The 18,061-nt window shown below is 70.5% G+C and carries 20 protein-coding genes; 8 read left to right on the top strand and 12 right to left on the bottom strand.

What is annotated here, in order from left to right; translation table 11 throughout:
- Positions 1 to 38 precede the first annotated feature (38 nt).
- Positions 39 to 1,118: a selenide, water dikinase SelD gene (gene selD / locus AC1RAA_RS13590; protein ID WP_492728747.1), complete on the bottom strand. Its 1,080-nt coding sequence runs from the start codon at positions 1,116 to 1,118 to the stop codon at positions 39 to 41.
- A gap of 111 nt (positions 1,119 to 1,229) precedes the next feature.
- Between selD and AC1RAA_RS13595 the strand changes: the two genes are divergently transcribed.
- Genes AC1RAA_RS13595 through mnmH form a run of 5 tightly spaced genes read left to right on the top strand, consistent with a single transcriptional unit; the run spans position 1,230 to position 5,661 of the window.
- Positions 1,230 to 2,093: a putative selenate ABC transporter substrate-binding protein gene (locus AC1RAA_RS13595; RefSeq protein WP_062469048.1), complete on the top strand. Its 864-nt coding sequence runs from the start codon at positions 1,230 to 1,232 to the stop codon at positions 2,091 to 2,093.
- Between the two features lie 13 nt (positions 2,094 to 2,106).
- Positions 2,107 to 2,931, top strand: a complete 825-nt coding sequence (locus tag AC1RAA_RS13600; protein ID WP_492728745.1) for a phosphonate ABC transporter ATP-binding protein — start codon at positions 2,107 to 2,109, stop codon at positions 2,929 to 2,931.
- Positions 2,928 to 3,764, top strand: coding sequence for a PhnE/PtxC family ABC transporter permease (locus AC1RAA_RS13605; protein WP_492728743.1), 837 nt, complete (start codon positions 2,928 to 2,930; stop codon positions 3,762 to 3,764). Before AC1RAA_RS13600 ends, AC1RAA_RS13605 begins: the two co-directional genes overlap by 4 nt.
- Positions 3,761 to 4,558, top strand: coding sequence for a phosphonate ABC transporter, permease protein PhnE (phnE, locus tag AC1RAA_RS13610; protein WP_369631717.1), 798 nt, complete (start codon positions 3,761 to 3,763; stop codon positions 4,556 to 4,558). The genes AC1RAA_RS13605 and phnE overlap by 4 nt, the downstream gene beginning before the upstream one ends.
- 35 nt (positions 4,559 to 4,593) lie before the next feature.
- Entirely contained in the window at positions 4,594 to 5,661 is a 1,068-nt protein-coding gene (gene mnmH / locus AC1RAA_RS13615; RefSeq protein WP_492728741.1) for a tRNA 2-selenouridine(34) synthase MnmH, read from the top strand.
- Here mnmH and fdhD read toward each other — a convergent pair.
- From fdhD to modB, 6 genes are all read right to left on the bottom strand, one after another.
- Positions 5,598 to 6,503 (bottom strand): formate dehydrogenase accessory sulfurtransferase FdhD, encoded by a 906-nt coding sequence (fdhD, locus tag AC1RAA_RS13620; RefSeq protein WP_492728739.1) that lies wholly within the window; start codon positions 6,501 to 6,503, stop codon positions 5,598 to 5,600. The genes mnmH and fdhD overlap by 64 nt on opposite strands.
- Positions 6,504 to 6,522: 19 nt before the next feature.
- A complete protein-coding gene (locus tag AC1RAA_RS13625; protein ID WP_139700239.1) occupies positions 6,523 to 6,813 on the bottom strand; it encodes a hypothetical protein in 291 nt (96 codons plus the stop codon).
- A complete protein-coding gene (locus tag AC1RAA_RS13630; protein ID WP_492728737.1) occupies positions 6,810 to 9,152 on the bottom strand; it encodes an FdhF/YdeP family oxidoreductase in 2,343 nt (780 codons plus the stop codon). The genes AC1RAA_RS13625 and AC1RAA_RS13630 overlap by 4 nt, the downstream gene beginning before the upstream one ends.
- Before the next feature lie 92 nt (positions 9,153 to 9,244).
- The gene (locus AC1RAA_RS13635) at positions 9,245 to 10,036 is read right to left on the bottom strand and encodes an ABC transporter ATP-binding protein (RefSeq protein ID WP_095949325.1); all 792 of its coding nucleotides are present in this window, start codon (positions 10,034 to 10,036) and stop codon (positions 9,245 to 9,247) included.
- Positions 10,033 to 10,782: a molybdate ABC transporter substrate-binding protein gene (modA, locus tag AC1RAA_RS13640; protein WP_369644451.1), complete on the bottom strand. Its 750-nt coding sequence runs from the start codon at positions 10,780 to 10,782 to the stop codon at positions 10,033 to 10,035. The genes AC1RAA_RS13635 and modA overlap by 4 nt, the downstream gene beginning before the upstream one ends.
- A 28-nt stretch (positions 10,783 to 10,810) precedes the next feature.
- The gene (modB, locus tag AC1RAA_RS13645) at positions 10,811 to 11,500 is read right to left on the bottom strand and encodes a molybdate ABC transporter permease subunit (protein WP_062479002.1); all 690 of its coding nucleotides are present in this window, start codon (positions 11,498 to 11,500) and stop codon (positions 10,811 to 10,813) included.
- A 115-nt stretch (positions 11,501 to 11,615) separates the two neighbouring features.
- Here modB and AC1RAA_RS13650 point away from each other — a divergent pair, with 115 nt between their 5' ends.
- Both AC1RAA_RS13650 and AC1RAA_RS13655 read left to right on the top strand, forming a co-directional pair.
- Positions 11,616 to 11,855 (top strand): hypothetical protein, encoded by a 240-nt coding sequence (locus AC1RAA_RS13650; RefSeq protein ID WP_070061480.1) that lies wholly within the window; start codon positions 11,616 to 11,618, stop codon positions 11,853 to 11,855.
- Positions 11,852 to 12,532 carry a nitroreductase family protein gene (locus AC1RAA_RS13655; protein ID WP_062478995.1) on the top strand — a complete coding sequence of 227 codons (681 nt, stop codon included), beginning with the start codon at positions 11,852 to 11,854 and terminating at the stop codon, positions 12,530 to 12,532. Before AC1RAA_RS13650 ends, AC1RAA_RS13655 begins: the two co-directional genes overlap by 4 nt.
- On the opposite strand, the gene tsaA is transcribed toward AC1RAA_RS13655, so the two are convergent.
- From tsaA to apbC, 4 genes are all read right to left on the bottom strand, one after another.
- Entirely contained in the window at positions 12,493 to 12,990 is a 498-nt protein-coding gene (gene tsaA / locus AC1RAA_RS13660; RefSeq protein WP_159274924.1) for a tRNA (N6-threonylcarbamoyladenosine(37)-N6)-methyltransferase TrmO, read from the bottom strand. The genes AC1RAA_RS13655 and tsaA overlap by 40 nt on opposite strands.
- The gene (locus AC1RAA_RS13665) at positions 12,987 to 13,334 is read right to left on the bottom strand and encodes a winged helix-turn-helix domain-containing protein (RefSeq protein ID WP_062478989.1); all 348 of its coding nucleotides are present in this window, start codon (positions 13,332 to 13,334) and stop codon (positions 12,987 to 12,989) included. Before AC1RAA_RS13665 ends, tsaA begins: the two co-directional genes overlap by 4 nt.
- Before the next feature lie 52 nt (positions 13,335 to 13,386).
- Positions 13,387 to 14,337 carry a LysR family transcriptional regulator gene (locus AC1RAA_RS13670; RefSeq protein WP_139700229.1) on the bottom strand — a complete coding sequence of 317 codons (951 nt, stop codon included), beginning with the start codon at positions 14,335 to 14,337 and terminating at the stop codon, positions 13,387 to 13,389.
- 76 nt (positions 14,338 to 14,413) lie between these two features.
- The gene (apbC, locus tag AC1RAA_RS13675; RefSeq protein ID WP_492728733.1) at positions 14,414 to 15,505 is read right to left on the bottom strand and encodes an iron-sulfur cluster carrier protein ApbC; all 1,092 of its coding nucleotides are present in this window, start codon (positions 15,503 to 15,505) and stop codon (positions 14,414 to 14,416) included.
- Positions 15,506 to 15,612: 107 nt separating this feature from the next.
- On the opposite strand from apbC, the gene AC1RAA_RS13680 reads away from it, so the two are divergent.
- Positions 15,613 to 16,818, top strand: a complete 1,206-nt coding sequence (locus AC1RAA_RS13680) for a patatin-like phospholipase family protein (RefSeq protein WP_492728731.1) — start codon at positions 15,613 to 15,615, stop codon at positions 16,816 to 16,818.
- 31 nt (positions 16,819 to 16,849) lie between these two features.
- Here the strand turns inward: AC1RAA_RS13680 and AC1RAA_RS13685 are convergent, their stop codons facing one another.
- Complete coding sequence (locus tag AC1RAA_RS13685; protein WP_492729822.1) at positions 16,850 to 18,055, bottom strand: M20 family metallo-hydrolase; 1,206 nt, start codon at positions 18,053 to 18,055, stop codon at positions 16,850 to 16,852.
- Positions 18,056 to 18,061 lie beyond the last annotated feature (6 nt).

Raw genomic sequence — 18,061 nt, forward strand, 5'->3', positions numbered from 1 at the left:
TGTCGATGACGACCCCACCCGCCCGGCGAGGCCCCGGCTCAGGGCAGCACGACGAGGCCCGGCGCGCCAGCTTCCACGCGGCCGATGACCGCCGCCTGCCTGAAGCCTTCGTTGCGGAAGATCTCCAGCACCGCCTCGACCGCCTCGGGCGCGCAGCTCACGAGCAGGCCGCCCGAGGTCTGCGGGTCGGTCAGGAGCGCCTGCGCGGTGGCCGGCAGGCCCTCGTGCAGTTGTACGTCGGCGCCGTAGCCCGCCCAGTTGCGGCCCGACGCGCCGGTGACCAGCCCGCCGCCGGCCATGGCGATCACGTTGTCGAGCAGCGGCACGCGCGACCATTCGACCACCGCCGCGAGCCCCGCGCCGCGCGCGAGTTCGAGCGCGTGGCCGGCCAGGCCGAAGCCGGTGACGTCGGTCAGCGCATGCACGCCGTCGAGCGCCGACAGCGCGATGCCGGGCGTGTTGAGCTTGGTCGTGTTCTCGATCAGCTGGCGGTAGCCGGCCTCGGACAGCTGCTGCTTCTTGAGCGCCGCCGACAGCACGCCCACGCCCAGCGGCTTGCCCAGCACCAGCACGTCGCCCGCCTGCGCATCGGCGTTGCGCCGCACGCGCTTGGGGTGCACCAGCCCCATCGCGACCAGCCCGTAGATCGGCTCGACCGAATCGATGGTGTGGCCGCCCGCAATGGGAATGCCGGCCGCGCGGCACACGTCCTGCCCGCCGCGCACGATCTCGGCGATGACTTCCACCGGCAGCTGGTTGATCGGCATGGCGACCAGCGCCAGCGCCATGATCGGTCGCCCGCCCATCGCGTAGACGTCGCTGATCGCGTTGGTCGCGGCGATGCGGCCGAACTCGTAGGGGTCGTCCACGATGGGCATGAAGAAATCGGTGGTGGCGATCAGCGCCTGCTCGTCGTTGAGCCGGTAGACTGCCGCGTCGTCGGCGGTCTCGATGCCGACCATGAGCTCGGGCGGAATCAGCCCGCCCGCATGGTTCTTGAGGATCTGCGACAGCACGCCCGGCGCGATCTTGCAGCCGCAGCCGCCCCCATGCGAGAAGCTGGTGAGCCGCAGCGGCGCCAACGGATTCAGGAGCTTGGAAGGTGCGGCTTCGATCATGGCAGCGGGTCGGTCGAATGGAACAAGCCGCGATTATCGAAGCCCGCACCGCCGTCTGCCCGAGTGCCCCGACACACCCTTTTCTTTTTCCACTGAACGCGTCATCACACCATGCAAACGAAACAAACCGTGTCCCGGCTCGCCCTCGCGCTGGCCCTGTCCCTCACCGCCGTGGGCGCCTTCGCCCAGGGCGTGCTGCGCGTGTCGGCCATTCCCGACGAGGCGCCCACCGAGCTGCAGCGCAAGTTCACGCCGCTGGGCGATTACCTGAAGAAGGAAACCGGCATGGACGTGCAGTTCACGCCCGTGACCGACTACGCCGCCGTGGTCGAAGGCCTGGCGACGAACAAGATCGACCTGGCCTGGCTGGGCGGCTTCACCTTCGTGCAGGCGCGCATCCGCACCAACGGCGGCGCGGTGCCGATCGTGCAGCGCGCGGAAGACGAGGTGTTCACCAGCAAGTTCATCGTGCCGATCGACAGCCCCGCCAAGACCCTGGCCGACCTGAAGGGCAAGACCTTTGCCTTCGGCGCGCCCTCGTCCACCTCGGGCAGCCTGATGCCGCGCTACTTCCTGCTGCAGGCCGGCATCAACCCCGAGAAAGACTTCAAGACCGTCGCGTTCTCGGGCGCGCACGACGCCACCGTGGCCTTCGTGGCCGCCTCGCGCGCCGAAGCCGGCGTGCTCAACGCCTCGGTGTGGGACAAGCTGGTCGAGGCCAAGAACCCCAACGCCGCCAAGGTGCGCGTGCTGGCCACCACGCCGACCTACTACGACTACAACTGGACCGTGCGCCCGGGCCTGGACGCCGCCGTGACGAAGAAGCTGACCGACGCCTTCCTGAAGCTGGACCCGGCCAACCCGGCGCACAAGGAGATCATGGCGCTGCAGCGCGCGAGCAAGTTCATTCCCACCAAGTCGTCGAACTACGACGGCATCGAGACGGCGGGCAAGTCGGCCGGCCTCATCAAGTGAGCGGAATGCGCGGATGAGTTTTTCGCTCGACAGCGCGGGCGTGGTGCACCCCAATGGCCAGCGCGCGCTGGCCGGCGTGACGCTGGCCGCGCGCGACGGCGAGCGCATCGCCGTCATCGGGCCTTCGGGCGCGGGCAAGACCACGCTGCTGCGCGTGCTCGGCGCGGCGCTGCGGCCCGGCGAAGGCCAGGTGCAGGCGCTGGGCCAGCACCCGTGGCGGCTGCCGGCGCGTGCGCTCAAGCAACTGCGCGCGCGCATCGGCACCGTGCACCAGGCACCGCCGATCGCGCCGCGCCTGCGCGTGGTCACGGCCGTGCTCGCGGGCCGGCTCGGCCAGTGGTCGACGGCGCGCGCGCTGGGTTCGCTCTTCTACCCGTCCGATATCGCGGGCGCGCACGCGGCGCTGGCCCGGCTCGCGCTCGAAGACCGGCTGTTCGACCGCTGCGACCGCCTCTCGGGCGGCCAGCTGCAGCGCGTGGGCATCGCGCGCGTGCTGTACCAGCGCCCCGCGCTGCTGCTGGCGGACGAGCCGGTGTCGGCACTCGACCCCACGCTCGCGCACGCGGCCGTGGGCCAGCTGGTGGCGCAGAGCGAATCGACCGGTGCCACGCTGGTGGCGTCGCTGCACGCGGTCGACCTGGCGCTGCGCTGGTTTCCGCGCATCGTGGGCATGCGCGACGGGCAGGTCGCCTTCGACCTGCCGGCCGCGCAGGTGACGCCGGCGCTGCTCGAGGCGCTCTACGCGAGCGAAGGCGGCGTGGCGACGCAAGGACCGCTGCCGGTCGCGCCGGTGGCCGGCACGGCCGAGCCGGCCTTCCATCGGCCGGACTGCCCGTGACGGCGACACTCGCCCGCCCCGCCCTGCGCGATCCGCACGCGGGCCGTCGCCTGGCCGGCTGGCTCGCGGCACTGGCCGTCGCCTGGCCGGTGCTCGCGCTCTCCGAATTCAAGCCCTGGGCGCTGTTCGGCAGCGGCAACCTCGCGGTCATCGGCGGCTTTCTTGCGGGCTTTTTTCCGCCCGACAGCTCGCCGGCTTTTCTCGCCTTGCTCGTCAAGGCCACGCTCGAGACCCTGGCCATGGCCACGGCCGGCACGGCCATGGCGCTGCTGATCGGCGCGCCGCTGGGCTTCGTGACCACGCGCGCGCTGTCCATCTCGCGCATCGGACCCGGCCCCGGCCGCGTGCAGGCCGGCATCGTCCGGCAAGCGGCGCGCTGGCTGCTGATGGTGCTGCGCGCCATTCCCGAGATCGTGTGGGCGCTGCTGTTCGTGCGCGCGCTCGGGCTCGGCCCCGCGGCCGGCGTGCTGGCGCTGGCCATCACCTACGGCGGCATGCTGGGCAAGGTCTACGCCGAGATCCTCGAATCGACCGACACGCGCCCCGCGCGCGCCCTGCTCGAAAGCGGCAGCGGCCGGCTCGCGGCGCTGTGCTACGGCCTGCTGCCGCACACGGCGCAGGAGCTGGCCTCGTACACCGTGTACCGCTGGGAATGCGCGGTGCGCGCCTCGGTGGTGATGGGCTTCGTGGGCGCGGGCGGCCTCGGGCAGCTGATGGACCAGTCGATGAAGATGCTCAACGGCGGCGAGGCCAGCAGCATCCTGCTGGTGTTTCTCGCGCTCGTGCTGCTGGCCGACATGCTGAGCAACGCGCTGCGAAAGCTCCTGGCATGACGACGCTGCCGCCACGCCCTCCCCTGTGCCTGCGCTGCTGGCTCGCCGTCGCGCTGATCGCCGCGGCGGTGGTCGCGAGCTTCGTCTACCTGGGCATCGACTACGGCGCGCTGGGCTCGGCCGAATCGCTCAGGCTCATGGGCAAGTTCATCGCCGAGTTCTTCCCGCCCGACGTGTCGCCCGAGTTCCTGGCCAAGGTCGGCCACGGCGCGCTGCAGACACTGGCCGTGTCGGCGCTGGGCACCGTGCTGGCCGCCGTGGCGGGCGCCGTGCTTGCGCTGCCGGCCTCGGGACGCATCGGCGGGCCGCTGCGCCATGGCGCGCGCTTCGTGCTCAACTTCTTGCGCAGCGTGCCCGAGCTGGTGTGGGCCGCGCTGATGGTGCTGGCCGCCGGCATCGGGCCGTTCGCGGGCGCGCTGGCGCTGTCGCTGCACACGACCGGCGTGCTCGGCCGGCTGTTCGCCGAAGCACTGGAGAACGCGCCGCGCGAGCCCGAGCAGGCACTGGCGCTCTCGGGCGCCGGCCCGGTCGCCGCCTTCAGCTACGCCAGCCTGCCGATCGTGCTGCCGCAGTGGGTGGCCTACACGCTCTACCGCTGGGAAATGAACATCCGCATGGCGGCCGTGCTGGGCTTCGTGGGCGGCGGCGGGCTGGGCCAGCTGCTGTACTTCCACCTGTCGATCTTCCAGCAGCAGCAGGCGATGACGGTGCTGATCGCGATGTTCGTGCTGGTCACCTTTGTCGACTTGGCGAGTGCTCGCTTGCGAAAAGGCCTAGGTCCCGCCTACGCCTGAGTGGCCGACAATGGCGGCATGAGGTCCCTTCAGCCATGAGTCATCGCCAGCCCGTCCGGGTAGCCGACCGCCACGCCTTCGATTCGATCATCGACGCCCGCTCGCCCGCCGAGTTCGCGCTCGACCACATCCCCGGCGCCATCAACTGCCCCGTGCTCAACGACGAGGAGCGCCACATCGTCGGCACGGTCTACGTGCAGACCGGCGCCTTCGAGGCGCGCCGCATCGGCGGTGCGATGGTGGCGGCCAACATCGCGACGCACCTGCGCGACACGCTGGCCGACCGGCCCGAAAAGTGGAAGCCGCTGGTCTACTGCTGGCGCGGCGGCATGCGCAGCGGCTCGATGGTCACGTGGCTGCGGCTCGTGGGCTGGGACGCGCAGCAGCTCGCGGGCGGCTACAAGAGTTTTCGCCGGCACGTGATCTCGCAGCTCGACGCGCTGACGCCGCAGCTCGACCTGCGAGTGGTCTGCGGCGCCACCGGCAGCGCCAAGACGCGCGTGCTGCACGCGCTGGCCGAACGCGGCGCGCAGGTGCTCGACCTCGAAGCCTTCGCCAACCACAAGGGCTCGCTGCTCGGCGCGCTGCCGGGCGTGCCGCAGCCGTCGCAAAAGCACTTCGAGACGCGCATCGCGACCGTGCTCGAAGCCATCGACCTCTCGCGCCCGTTGTATGTCGAGGGCGAGAGCGTGCGCATCGGGCGGCTGTCGCTGCCGCTGTCGCTCGTGGCGCAGATGCGCGCCGCGCCGTGCATCGAGGTGGAGGCCACGCCCGAGGCGCGGCTGGCCTACCTGCTGCGCGACTACGCCTACCTGGGCGACGACCGCGCGGCGCTCGCCGAGAAGATGGGCGTGCTCAAGGAACTGCAGGGCAAGGAAACAGTGACGCGCTGGCAGCAGTGGGCCCACGAGGCCGACCTGCCGCACCTGTTCGCCGAGCTGATGTCGTTGCACTACGACCCGCACTACCAGAAGTCGCAAGAGACCCACTTTCGCGCGTGGGCCAGGCGCCAGCGTGTGGCGGCGTCCGACCTGTCGGATCAGGGCATCGAGGCCGTGGCCGACGCGGTGCTGGCGCTCAGCGACCCAAGCCCGTCGGCGTAAAGCACGCCGCGCGGCGCGCGGCACAGCCCCCAGAAACGCAGGCCGCTGAGCTCGGCCATGCGCACGCCCATCGCGGTCGGTGCCGAGATGGTCGCCATCGCCGCGATGCCCAGGCGCGCGCACTTGCGCACCAGCTCGTGGCTGCCGCGGCTGGACATCAGCACGAAGCCGGGCTCCTGCAGCCGATTCGCACGCGCCAGCGCGCCGAGCAGCTTGTCGAGCGCGTTGTGGCGGCCCACGTCTTCCATCAGGTCGGTGAGTTCGCCGTCCACCGTGGCCCAGGCCGCTGCGTGGATCGCACCGGCTTCGGCGTTGAGCACCTGGCGCGGCGGCATGGCGGCGAAGGCGCGCAGCACGGTGGCCAGGTCGATGCGTTCGATCCAGTCGCGCGGCGGCACGCGCTGCGGCGACAGGTCGAGCCCCGCGAAGCTTTCGACGCCGCACACGCCGCAGCCGGTGCGGCCCGCGAGGCTGCGGCGCCGGTCCTTCAGGCGTTCGAAGCTGCGCGTGGACACTTCGAGCTGCACCTCGATGCCGGGCATGCCTTCGGGCAGGCCCGCATCGAGGGCCCCGACCGTTCGCACGTCGATGCCGCGGCAATCGGCGGCGCTGTCGAGGATGCCCTCGCTCAGCGCAAAGCCCAGCGCGAAGGCCTCGAGGTCCTGCGGCGTGGCCATCATCACGGCGTGCGAGACGCCGTTGAACACCAGCGCCACCGGCACCTCGGCAGCCAGCGTGTCGTCGCGCACCACGCCCTCGGGCGCGAGGCCGCGCTCGCCGAAGACGTGCACGGCGTGCCGCGCGAGGGGCGGCAGGGCGTCGGGTTCGGGGGTGTCTGTCATGGCCGCGGCCATTGTCCGCTCAGCCGCGGTTTTCGTCAGCCGGCAGGCTGTCGACCACCGCGCGCCCGGCGTCGGTGAGGTGCGCGACCCAGCGATCGTCCAGCTGCACCACGCGCACCCAGCCCGGTCCGCGCACGCCGCCCAGCGCGGCATCGCCCATCAATGTGAGCTGGCGCATGACCACGCTCGCGCCCTGCCCCAGCCGCTTGCCCAGGCGCGGCAGCGACATGCCGCCCTCGCCGGGCGCTTCAGCGAGCGCGCGCAGGATCGCGATGGAAAAGGCGTCGGCGTCGAACCCGGAATCGCTCATGCCGCCACGGCGTCGGCCTCCGCCGCGACCGGCGCCACATGCAGCGACAGCACCACGGGGATCGACTTGGACGTCGGCGTGCCCGCGTTCTCGGCCACCGACGACAGCGGCACCAGCGGGTTCGTCTCGGGGTAGTAGGCCGCGAGGTTGCCGCGCGGGATGTCGTAGGCCACCAGCTTGAAGCGGTCGGCGCGACGCTCCTGCCCGTCGCTCCACACGGTCTGGATGTCGACCCAGTCGCCGTCCTTCATGCCGAGCTGGCGGATGTCGTCTTTGTGGATGAACACCACGCGGCGCTGGCCGAACACGCCGCGGTAGCGGTCGTCCATGCCGTAGATGGTGGTGTTGTACTGGTCGTGCGAGCGCGTGGTGAGCAGCGTGAACACCAGCGTGTCGCGCTGCGACGCGAAGCGCGCGCGGGCCCGGTGCGCATGCGTGTCCAGCGGCACGGCGTGCGTGAAGAACACGGCCTTCTTCGACGCGGTGGCCCACACGCGCTCGCTCGCCGTGTTGCGCAGGCGGAAGCCGCCGGGGTGCGCCACGCGCGCGTTGAAGTCCTTGAAGTCGTCGAACACGGCTTCGATCTTGTCGCGGATGCGGGCGTAGTCTTCGACCAGCCAGAGCCACGGCGTCTTGCTGCGCGCGCCGATGGTGGCTGCAGCAAGGCGCGCGACGATGGCGGGCTCGGACAACAAGAGTTCCGACGCGGGCGGGTTGATGCCCACCGAGATGTGCACCATGCTCATCGAGTCTTCGACCGTCACGCCCTGCGGACCGTTAGCCTGCATGTCGATCTCGGTGCGCCCCAGGCACGGCAGGATGAGCGCCTCGCGCCCGTGGATGATGTGGCTGCGGTTGAGCTTGGTCGTCACGTGCACCGTGAGGTCGCACTGCTGCAGCGCCTTCCAGGTCTGGTAGGTGTCGGGCGTGGCGGCCGCGAAGTTGCCGCCCAGCGCGAAGAACACCTTGCCCTTGCCGTCGAGCATGAGCTGGATCGCCTCGACCGTGTCCACGCCATTTTTGCGCGGCGGCTCGAAGCCGAACACCTGCTGCAGCCGGTCGAGCAGCGCGGCCGGCGGCTTTTCCCAGATGCCCATGGTGCGGTCGCCCTGCACGTTGCTGTGCCCGCGCACCGGGCAGGCGCCCGCGCCTTCGCGGCCCATGTGGCCGCACAGCATGAGCCAGTTGCCGATCATCTGGATCGTGGCCACCGAATGCTGGTGCTGCGTGATGCCCATGCCCCAGCAGGCGATGACGCGCTTGGCGCCCAGGTACACGTCGGCCGCCGCGCGCATCTGCGCTTCGCTCAGGCCCGACTCCTGCACCAGCAGCGGCCACGATTCGGCGCGCAGGTCGTCGGCCAGCGCTTCGAAACCCAGGGTGTGCTCGGCGATGAATGCGTGGTCGAGCACCGAAGGCTCGCCGCGCGCCACCGCCGCGTCTTCGCGCTCGATGACGTGCTTCATCATCCCCTTCACGGCCGCGAAGTCGCCGCCCACGCGCAGCTGGAAGTAATGCGTGCTGATCGGCGTGGAGCCCAGCGTGGCCATCTCCAGCTTGTCCTGCGGGTCGGCAAAGCGCTCCAGCCCGCGCTCGCGCAGCGGGTTGAAGCTCACGATGCGCGCGCCGCGCTTGGAGGCCGCGCGCAGCTCGCCGAGCATGCGTGGGTGGTTGGTGCCCGGGTTCTGGCCGAAGATGAAGATCGCGTCGGCCTTCTCGAAGTCTTCCAGCGTGACCGTGCCCTTGCCCACACCCAGCTGCGGGCGCATGCCGCTGCCGCTGGGCTCGTGGCACATGTTCGAGCAGTCGGGAAAGTTGTTGGTGCCGTACTCGCGCACGAACAGCTGGTACAGGAAGGCCGCCTCGTTGCTCGCGCGGCCCGAGGTGTAGAAGATGGCCTGATTCGGGTCGGGCAGCGCGTTCAGGTGCTGCGCGATGCGCGCGAAGGCGTCGTCCCAGTCGATGGGCACGTACCTGTCGCTGGCCGCGTCGTAGGCCATGGGGTGCGTGAGGCGGCCCTGGTCTTCGAGCCAGAAATCGCTCTGCTGAGCCAGCTCGGCCACGGTGTGCTTCGCGAACAGCTCCGGGCCCGCGCGGCGCGCGGTGGCCTCGGCGGCCACGGCTTTCACGCCGTTCTCGCAGAACTCGAAGGTCGAGGCATGGTTGCGGTCGGGCCAGGCGCAGCCGGGGCAGTCGAAGCCGTCGGGCTGGTTGGCCGAGAGCAGCGTCTTCGCGCCCTTGACCGGAATGTCCTGCCGCAGCAGCGCATTCGTCACGCTGCGCAACGCACCCCAGCCACCGGCGGGGCCCTTGTAAAACTCGATCTTCTGCTCGCTCATGGCGGCAGTGTTGGCCTGTGGGGGCGTGGCGTCAAATTGAATCGCGACATGCGGCGATTCAAAATGGAAATGACGAAGGAAGAAAACGGCGCTCAGGCCTCGCGCGCACCGCCCATCAGCAAACCCCGCAGCTTGCTGCGCAGCGGCGTCTCCTCCACCTCCTGCACCCCGGCAATCTCCCGCAGCGCAAAGTCACGGCTGTCGGCGTTGTGCAGGTCGATCTCGCGCACCACCTGCCCGTCCTTGTAGACAAAGGCCACGTCGGCCAGGGCGAGCACGTCCTCGATGTCGTGCGTGATCATCAGGACCGGGATGCCCCATTGCTTGCGCACCTGCGCGAGCTCGTTGCGCAGTTCGGCGCGCAGCATGGGGTTGAGCGCGGCAAAGGGTTCGTCGAGCAGCAGCACCTGCGGCTCGCAGGCCAGCGCGCGCGCCAGGGCCACGCGCTGCTGCTGGCCGCCCGAGAGTTTCTGCGGCCGGCTGTCGGCCAGCGCGGCGAGGCCGAAGCTGGCCAGCAGCGCCTGCACGCGCTCGGCGTCGCGGGCCGGCAGCGTGCGGCGGTGCCACGCGGTGAGCCCGAAGGCCACGTTCTCGCGCACCGTGAGGTGCGGGAACAACGCGTAGTTCTGGAACAGGTAGCCGATGCGGCGCGCCGGCGCGGGCACGTCGATGCGCTGCGCGGCGTCGTACAGCGTGCGGCCGTCCAGCCGCACATGGCCCGCCGAGGGATGCAGCAGGCCGGCGATGGCCTGCAGGGTGAGCGACTTGCCGGCCCCCGAGGGGCCGTAGAGCGCGGCGAAGGGAACGTCGGTCTGGAAGCGCACGGCGAGGTCGAAGCGCCGGGCCCCGTCCTTCACCGTGAGCTGCAGATCGACATCGATCATGGCTTGCCGAAGCCGTAGCGCGCGAGCACTTCCTGGGCCGCAGGCGTCGACAGGAAGGCGATGAAGTCGCCGGCCAGCGCCTTCTGCTTGCTCTCGGCCACGACGGCGATGGGGTAGGTCACGGGCGTGTGGCCGGTGGGCGTGAAGGCGACCTTGACCTTGTCGCCGGCCACGGCCGCGTCGGTGCGGTAGACAAAGCCGGCCTCGACCTCGCCACGGCTCACGTAGTCGAGCACCTGGCGCACGCTGTCGGCCTGCACGAACTTGGGTTCGAGCGCGGTCCAGAGCTTGGCGTTGTCCAGCACCTGCTTGGTGTAGCGGCCGACCGGCACGGTGGCGGTCTTGCCGACGGCGATCTTCTTCACGTTCGCACCGCTCAGGTCCTGCAGCGACTTCAGGCCGACGGCGCCCTGCGCGGGTTCGACCAGCACGAGGCTGTTGGTGACGAAGTCCTTGCGGGTGGCGGTGTCGATGAGCTTCTGGTCGTTGCCGCGGTTCATGGTTTCCTGGTCGGCGCTGGCGAACACGTCGACCGGCGCGCCCTGCCCGATCTGCTGCAGCAGCACGCCCGAAGCGGCGAAGTTGAAGCGCACGGTGCTGCCCGCCTTGGCGGCTTCGAACTTGGGACCGATTTCCTTGAACGCGTCGGTCAGGCTCGCGGCGGCGGACACGGTGATCTGCTGCGCAGCGGCCGCAAGCGGCAGGGCCAGGGCGAGCACGACGGACAAAAGACGCAACGGACGCATGGGCACAGTCTCCTGGAAAAAGGGGGAATCAACGAAGCGAAAAGAAACGGTTCGACACGACCAGCACGGCAATCGACAGCACCGACGTGACGACCACCAGCAGCAGCGCCAGGTCGTCGTGGCCGGCCTGCACGGCGTCGTAGATGGCCATCGACAGGGTCTGGGTCTGCTTGGGAATGGAGCCGGCCACCATCAGCGAGGCGCCGAACTCGCCCATGGCGCGCGCGAACGCGAGCAGCGTGCCGGCCAGGATGCCGGGCCAGGCCAGCGGCAGCGTGACGCGCAGGAACACCGAGAACGGCGACTGGCGCAAGGTGCTGGCGGCGGCTTCGAGCGAGCGGTCGACGTTAGAAAAAGCCGCGCTGGCCGACTTGAGCACCAGCGGCAGCGCCACCACGGCCGACGCCACCACGGCGCCGTGCCAGCTGAAGATGATGGTGTAGTCGAAGTGCTCGCGCAGCCAGGCGCCGAGCGGGCTGCGGCGCCCCGCCGCCACCAGGATGGCGTAGCCGATCACCGTGGGCGGCAGCACCAGCGGCAGCATGAACACGGCCTCGAGCACGCCCGAGCCGACGAACTGCTTGCGCGCGAACACCCAGCCCAGCGCCACGCCCGCGACCAGCGCCAGCAAGGTCGCGACCGCCGCGACCTGCAGCGACAGGACCAGCGGCGACCAGTCGGTGGTGGCGATGAGCGAAGAGGTGGTCGTCGTGTTCATTGAGATACGGCGTAATTGTTACATGAGCAGCCTTCTGGTTCCCACGGGGATGCACGGATGCGCCGGTCTTCATATACTGGCGAATACAGCGTTGGAGACTTTGTCCATCCGCCCCATGCGCCTTTCCCCTCATGACACCGTTGTCCGCTCGACCTCCGGCAGGCCCGAGCTTCGCCATGTGACGCAGGTGCACGAATGGCGCATCGAGCGCACGCTGGACGCCGGCGGCTTCGTGCTGTCGATCATCGCGCCGGGCGGCGAGAGCCAGTCGTTCCTGGTGGCGCCGGGCGACGCGCAGGACATCGGCGAGGTGCTGCGCCGCAGCGCCGCATGGACCGACCGGCGCGAGCAATGACGGCGATGTGGCGCCACATGACGGGTGCGGAACGCATCCTCGAAGTCCTGCTGACGCGGCGATCGGTCTCGCCGCGGCGGCTGCAATCGCCCGGCCCCAACCCCGACGAACTCGACGCCATCATTCAGGCCGGCCTGCGCGCGCCCGACCACGGCGGGCTGCATCCGTGGCGCGTGATCGAGTTCCGCCCGCAGAACCGCGAGGCGCTGGCCTGGTGCTTCGAACAGGAAAAGCTGCGCCGCGACCCGCTCGCCAGCCCCACCGACCTGCGGCGCGCCCGCGAGCACGCCACGCGCCCGCCGCTGTTGCTGGGCTTCGTGGTGTCGCCGCGCGAGCGCAGCAAGATCCCCGCGCGCGAACAGTGGCTGGGCGCTGGCGCGGCGCTGGGCAACCTGCTGGCCGCCGCGCACCAGCTGGGCTACGGCGCCATCGTGCTCAGCGGCGAGCGCTGCTTCGACGAGACGCTGGTGCGCCAGGTCGGCGTGCAGCCGGGCGAGTACCTGGCGGGTTTCATCAGCATGGGCACGATCCGCGAGGCGCCGCCGCAGGCGCGCGAGACGCTGTCGCAGGACGTGTGGTCGTGCTGGCAGGGCGACCTGCTGCCGGGCGCGGCCGGCGAGGCGTCAGGCGACGGCGATCAGTCCATCCGGCCGTCAGAGCGCGTGCGCGGCAGCTGATCGAGCCGCGCGCCGAACCAGCCCACGCGCTCGGTCTCGCGCACGTCGAAGCGCGGCACGTAGGGCTTGATGTCGAGCACGGGCGTGCCGTCGATCATGTCGTTGCCGCTGAAATGCAGCGTCGTGCCCTCCACCGCCGTGAGCCGCACGATCGACAGGCCCAGCCGGTTGGGCCGCGCGGGCGCGCGCGTGGCGAACACGCCGTGCGTGGCGTCGTCCAGGAAGGGCACCACCTCGAGCCGCTCGTGCGCGCAGCGGTGCAGGTGCGTCACGAGGATCAGGTAGTCGAAGCCTTCGATGTCGCGCAGCCCCGGCGCGAACTCGGCGAACACCTCCAGGCGCCCCACTTCGTCGGGCGCGCCGGCCGTCTGGATGGGCATGCCCGAGGTCTCGGTGAAGCGGCTGCGCACGATGCCGACCGGGCGGCAGACGACAGGGTCGATGTCGGCGGCGTTCATGGCGCCAGCAGGCGCGTGAGCGCGCGAACGTCTGCCGCCGTCGCCAGGCGCGCGGCGTTCTCGATGGCGCGGTAGCGCTTCACGATGTCCTCGCCCACGGGCGTGAGCGCCGTGCCGCCGCCGCGCGAGCCGCCGGCGGCAGTGTTGACGGCGGGCGAGGCCAGCGTCTGGTTCATCTCGTCGATCAGCATCCACGCGCGGCGGTACGACATGCCGAGCAGGCGGGCCGCCGCCGAGATCGAGCCGGTCTCGGCCACGGCTTCGAGCACGGCGATCTTGCCGGGGCCGATGGCGATGGTGTCGTCCCGGTAGATGCGCAGGCGGAACTGGGCTTTGGATTTCATGATGGCGCGAAGGGTAAACCATCCAGGTGCCGTCGGCACCCGTGGGCCGAGGCTACGCGGCGTCGAGCGCGCCGCTGTGCTGGCGCGCCTGCGCCTGCCATTCGGGCGTCTGCAAGAAAGCCAGCGCCGCATCGAGCGCCCGCGCGGGCCGCACACCCTCCTGCGTCATGAAGCCGATGGGCGTGCGCACCTCGGGCGCCACCAGCGGCAGCGCCTCCAGTTCGCGGTGGCTGCGCACGGCCGCCACCATGGCGCCGGGCAGCACGCTGCTGACGGTGCCCGCGCTCACGGCCAGCGCGAGCGTGAGCACCGAGTTGGTCTCGATGGCGGGCGCCACCGCGGCCACGCCGGCCTCGCGCAGGGCCTGGTCGATGATGGCGCGGTTGTGCATGTCGGGCGTGAGCAGGCACAGCGGCAGCTTGCCGGCCTCGGCCCAGGCGATGGGGCGGCCGATGCGCAGCCGGTCGGCCGAGGGCTTCTTCGCGCGACGCAGCAGGAAGTAGTGTTCGATGCTCTGCGGCCAGGCCTTGAGCTTGACGCCCGGCAGGTGCATGCGCTCGGTGTAGCCCAGCGCGAGGTCGACCGAGAGGTTTTCGAGGCCCGTTTCCAGCTCCTGCGAGCTCATGGAAAGCACGGCCGGCACGATGCCCGGATGGCGCTGCTGCAGCATCGCGGCAAAGCGCGACAGCATCGGGATCGCGGTGGGCACGGCGGCCATGCGCAGGCGCCCGCGCGGGTCGCCGGCCTCGCTGCGCAGCTCCTGCAGCAGCACCTCGTTGTCGCGCAGCATGCGCTGCGCCGTGGCCAGCACGCGCTCGCCTTCGTGCGTGAGGCCCACGTACACGCGGGAGCGCTTGACGATGACGACGCCGAACTCGCCTTCCAGCGCGCGCAGCGCATTGGAAAGGGCCGGCTGCGTGATGTGGCAGGCCTGCGCGGCGCGACCGAAATGCTTGTGCTCGCTGAGTGCGACGAGGTAGCGCATCGAGGCGAGCAGGTTCATTGCGTGCGTCCTTTTTCTTCTTGCGGGCTCGCGTCCGGGGCGCCTGCGCAGGCCCTCGCCCTGCCCCGCCTGTGCCTCAGGTGTTCTTGCTGATCGAGATCGTCGGGAACTTCGCGGAAAAGTCCTTCGCCTTCTCCGCAATCCCCACCGCCACGCTGCGCGCCACGGCCTTGTAGAGCCCGGCCACCTCGCCGTCGGGGTCGGACACCACCGTGGGCGCCCCGCTGTCCGCCTGCAGCCGGATGTTGATGTCCAGCGGCAGCGCGCCCAGGTAGGCCATCTGGTACTCGGCCGCCATCTTCTTGCCGCCGTCGGCGCCGAAGATGTGCTCCGTGTGACCGCAGTTCGAGCAGATGTGCACCGCCATGTTCTCCACGATGCCCAGGATCGGCACGCCGACCTTCTCGAACATCTGGATGCCCTTGCGCGCGTCGAGCAGCGCAATGTCCTGCGGCGTGGTGACGATCACCGCGCCCGTCATCGGCACGCGCTGGCTCAGCGTGAGCTGGATGTCGCCGGTGCCCGGCGGCATGTCGACGATCAGGTAGTCGAGGTCTTTCCAGTTGGTCTGGCGCAGCAGCTGCTCGAGCGCCTGCGTGGCCATGGGGCCGCGCCAGATCATGGCCTGGTCGGCGTCGACCAGGAAGCCGATCGACATCACCTGCACGCCGTGGCGCTCCTTGGGCTCCATGTTCTTGCCGTCGATGCTCTCGGGGCGACCGTCCAGGCCCATCATCATGGGCTGGCTCGGGCCGTAGATGTCGGCGTCGAGCAAGCCCACGCTGGCGCCCTCGGCGGCCAGCGCCAGCGCCAGGTTGGCGGCCGTGGTGCTCTTGCCCACGCCGCCCTTGCCCGAGGCCACGGCCACGATGTTGCGCACGTTGGGCATCAGCTGCACGCCGCGCTGCACCGCATGGCTGATGACCTTGGTGACGATGTTGACCGACACGTTCTCCACGCCCGGCACGGCCTTGGCCGCGGCCACCAGCGACTTGCGGATGGCCGCGTGCTGGCTCTTGGCGGGGTAGCCCAGTTCGAGGTCGAACGAGACATCGCCCTCGGCGATCTGCAGGTTTTTGAGCGAGCGGGTCGCTGCGAATTCTTTGCCGGTGTTAGGGTCCGTGACGCTCTTGAGTGCGTCCATGAGCCCGTCGGGGGTGAGTGCCATTGATCAAACTCCTGAATGGCGGGTAGTCTATTCCGCCCGCCAAGCCCGTACCGGGACGCGCTCATTTCCCGTCCGAAAAACGCCGAAGAAGAAAAGACACCGACGCAATGCCCGAGACAAGCCCCGCCACCGGCCTGCTACTGACAGGCGGCGGCGCCCGCGCCGCCTACCAGGTCGGCGTGCTCGAAGCCATCGCCGAGATCCGGCGCGACGCCGTGGCGGCGGGTGCGGCCATCGGCGGCGACAACCCGTTCCAGATCATCACCGGCACCTCGGCCGGCGCCATCAACGCCGCGGCGCTGGCCTGTGGCGCCGACGACTTCGACCGGGTGGTCGCGCACATCGCGCAGGTCTGGGGCGAGTTCCGCGCCGAGCAGATCTACCGCGCCGACTCGCTCTCGGTGCTCGGCAGCGGCGCGCGCTGGCGCATGCTGCTCGGCCTGGGGCGCTTTGCGGCCAACTGGATGCGCATCAAGCCGAAGTCGCTGCTCGACAACTCCCCGCTGGCCGGCCTGCTGCAACGCCTGGTGCCGCTGGACCGCCTGCCGCAACTCATGCAGCAGGGCCACGTGCAGGCGCTGGCCGTTACGGCCTCGAGCTACAGCTCGGGCGAGCACGTCACCTTCTTCGAGGCGGCCGTGCCGATGGAGCCCTGGGTGCGCTCGCAGCGCCTGTCGGTGCGCGACCGCATCACGCACGCGCACCTGATGGCCTCGTCGGCCATTCCCTTCGTGTTCCCGGCCACGGCACTGCCGATGCCGCCGGGCCACACCGAGTACTTCGGCGACGGCTCGATGCGCCAGTCGGCGCCCATCGCGGCGGCGATCCACCTGGGTGCGCAGCGCATCGTGGTGATCGGCGCGGGCCGCATGCACGAGCCGCGCGACGAGGACGCACCCAACACCCACAGCGGCTACCCGACCATGGCGCAGATCGCGGGCCATGCGCTGTCGAGCATCTTTCTGGATGCGCTGGCGGTCGACATCGAGCGCCTGCGCCGCATCAACCACACGCTGGGCCTCATTCCCGAAGAAGCGCGCGCGGCGAGCGCGCTGCGCCCGCTCGACCTGCTGGTGATCTCACCGTCGGAGCGCATCGACATGATCGCGGCACGCCACGTCGACGCGCTGCCGGGCGCCGTGCGGCACCTGCTGGGCGGCTCGAAGGTCGCGGCCGACGTGAAGGGCGGCGCGCTCGCCAGCTACCTGTTGTTCGAGTCGGCCTACACGCGCGAACTCATGGCGCTCGGGCGCGCGGACGCGATGCGCCAGCGCGACGAGGTGCTGCGGTTCTTCGGGTGGGTGCCGAAATAAAGGCGCAGGCGGCCGGCTGAGCTCCCGCCACTCAGTCCGCTTCGTCCAGCAGCCCCAGCACCACGTCCAGCAGCACGTTCGCGCCCTGCACCAGGTCGGCGCTCGCCGTGTGCTCCTTCGGGTTGTGGCTGATGCCGCGCACGCTCGGCACGAAGACCATGGCGGCGGGCGCGATGCGCGCCATCATCTGCGCGTCGTGGCCCGCGCCCGAGGTCATGCGGCGGTGGCTCAGGCCGCGGGCGTGCGCGCTGGCCTCGACGAGGCGCACCAGCCGTTCATCGAACTGCACCGGCTCGAAGCGCGCCAGCGTGCGGGCTTCGATGGTCACGCCTTCGGTTGTTTCGAGCTGCCGCAGGTAGTCCGCCAACTCGCCTTCGGCGTCCTTCAGCGTCGCCTCGTCGGTGTTGCGCAGGTCGACCGTGAGCGTGGCGCGCGCCGCGATCACGTTGATGAGGTTGGGGTGCAGGTCGATCGCGCCGACGGTCGCGACCTGGCTGTCGCCGTAGCGGCACGCCAGCTCGCGCACGAACACCGCGATGGCGGCGGCGCAGTAGCCGGCGTCGTGGCGCAGGTGCATGGGCGTGGTGCCCGCGTGGTTCGACTGGCCGGTGACGACGATCTCCTGCCACGAGATGCCCTGCAGGTCGGCCACCGCGCCGATGGTGACGCCTTCGGCCTCCAGCACCGGGCCCTGCTCGATGTGCAGTTCGACGAACGCATGCGGCACCAGCGCGCCGCAGGCCATGTCGCCCGCGTAGCCGATGCGCGCGAGTTCGTCGCCCAGCCGCGCGCCGTCGGTGGCGACGGTGTCGAGCGCCGCCTCGAGCGCCAGCCCGCCCGCATGCACCAGCGAGCCCATCATGTCGGGCATGAAGCGCACGCCCTCCTCGTTGGTGAAAGCCGCGACCACGAAGGGGCGCAGCGTCTGGCGCTGGCGTTCGTTGAGCCAGCGCACCACCTCCAGGCCGGCCAGCACGCCGTAGTTGCCGTCGTAGCGCCCGCCCGTGGCGACGGTGTCGATGTGGGAGCCGGTCATCACGGGCTTCGCATCGGGCAGCTGGCCGGGGCGGATGCCGAAGATGTTGCCGATGCGGTCGATGCGCACGGTGAGGCCCAGGTCGCGCATCCATTGCACGAGCCGGTCGCGGCCCGCGCGGTCGGCGTCGGTGAGCGCGATGCGGCAGACGCCGCCTTGCGCCGTCGCGCCGATGGCGGCGTGCGCGTCGATGCGCGTCATCAGCGC

Source organism: Variovorax sp. GW823-FHT04F07, from assembly GCF_058795995.1.

Bases quoted from the DNA above. Each gene is read 5' to 3' on its own strand.
- selD (WP_492728747.1), bottom strand. From the start codon at position 1,118: ATGATCGAAGCCGCACCTTCCAAGCTCCTGAATCCGTTGGCGCCGCTG.
- AC1RAA_RS13595 (WP_062469048.1), top strand. From the start codon at position 1,230: ATGCAAACGAAACAAACCGTGTCCCGGCTCGCCCTCGCGCTGGCCCTG.
- AC1RAA_RS13600 (WP_492728745.1), top strand. From the start codon at position 2,107: ATGAGTTTTTCGCTCGACAGCGCGGGCGTGGTGCACCCCAATGGCCAG.
- phnE (WP_369631717.1), top strand. From the start codon at position 3,761: ATGACGACGCTGCCGCCACGCCCTCCCCTGTGCCTGCGCTGCTGGCTC.
- mnmH (WP_492728741.1), top strand. From the start codon at position 4,594: ATGAGTCATCGCCAGCCCGTCCGGGTAGCCGACCGCCACGCCTTCGAT.
- fdhD (WP_492728739.1), bottom strand. From the start codon at position 6,503: ATGACAGACACCCCCGAACCCGACGCCCTGCCGCCCCTCGCGCGGCAC.
- AC1RAA_RS13625 (WP_139700239.1), bottom strand. From the start codon at position 6,813: ATGAGCGATTCCGGGTTCGACGCCGACGCCTTTTCCATCGCGATCCTG.
- AC1RAA_RS13630 (WP_492728737.1), bottom strand. From the start codon at position 9,152: ATGAGCGAGCAGAAGATCGAGTTTTACAAGGGCCCCGCCGGTGGCTGG.
- AC1RAA_RS13635 (WP_095949325.1), bottom strand. From the start codon at position 10,036: ATGATCGATGTCGATCTGCAGCTCACGGTGAAGGACGGGGCCCGGCGC.
- modA (WP_369644451.1), bottom strand. From the start codon at position 10,782: ATGCGTCCGTTGCGTCTTTTGTCCGTCGTGCTCGCCCTGGCCCTGCCG.
- modB (WP_062479002.1), bottom strand. From the start codon at position 11,500: ATGAACACGACGACCACCTCTTCGCTCATCGCCACCACCGACTGGTCG.
- AC1RAA_RS13650 (WP_070061480.1), top strand. From the start codon at position 11,616: ATGCGCCTTTCCCCTCATGACACCGTTGTCCGCTCGACCTCCGGCAGG.
- AC1RAA_RS13655 (WP_062478995.1), top strand. From the start codon at position 11,852: ATGACGGCGATGTGGCGCCACATGACGGGTGCGGAACGCATCCTCGAA.
- tsaA (WP_159274924.1), bottom strand. From the start codon at position 12,990: ATGAACGCCGCCGACATCGACCCTGTCGTCTGCCGCCCGGTCGGCATC.
- AC1RAA_RS13665 (WP_062478989.1), bottom strand. From the start codon at position 13,334: ATGAAATCCAAAGCCCAGTTCCGCCTGCGCATCTACCGGGACGACACC.
- AC1RAA_RS13670 (WP_139700229.1), bottom strand. From the start codon at position 14,337: ATGAACCTGCTCGCCTCGATGCGCTACCTCGTCGCACTCAGCGAGCAC.
- apbC (WP_492728733.1), bottom strand. From the start codon at position 15,505: ATGGCACTCACCCCCGACGGGCTCATGGACGCACTCAAGAGCGTCACG.
- AC1RAA_RS13680 (WP_492728731.1), top strand. From the start codon at position 15,613: ATGCCCGAGACAAGCCCCGCCACCGGCCTGCTACTGACAGGCGGCGGC.
- AC1RAA_RS13685 (WP_492729822.1), bottom strand. From the start codon at position 18,055: ATGACGCGCATCGACGCGCACGCCGCCATCGGCGCGACGGCGCAAGGC.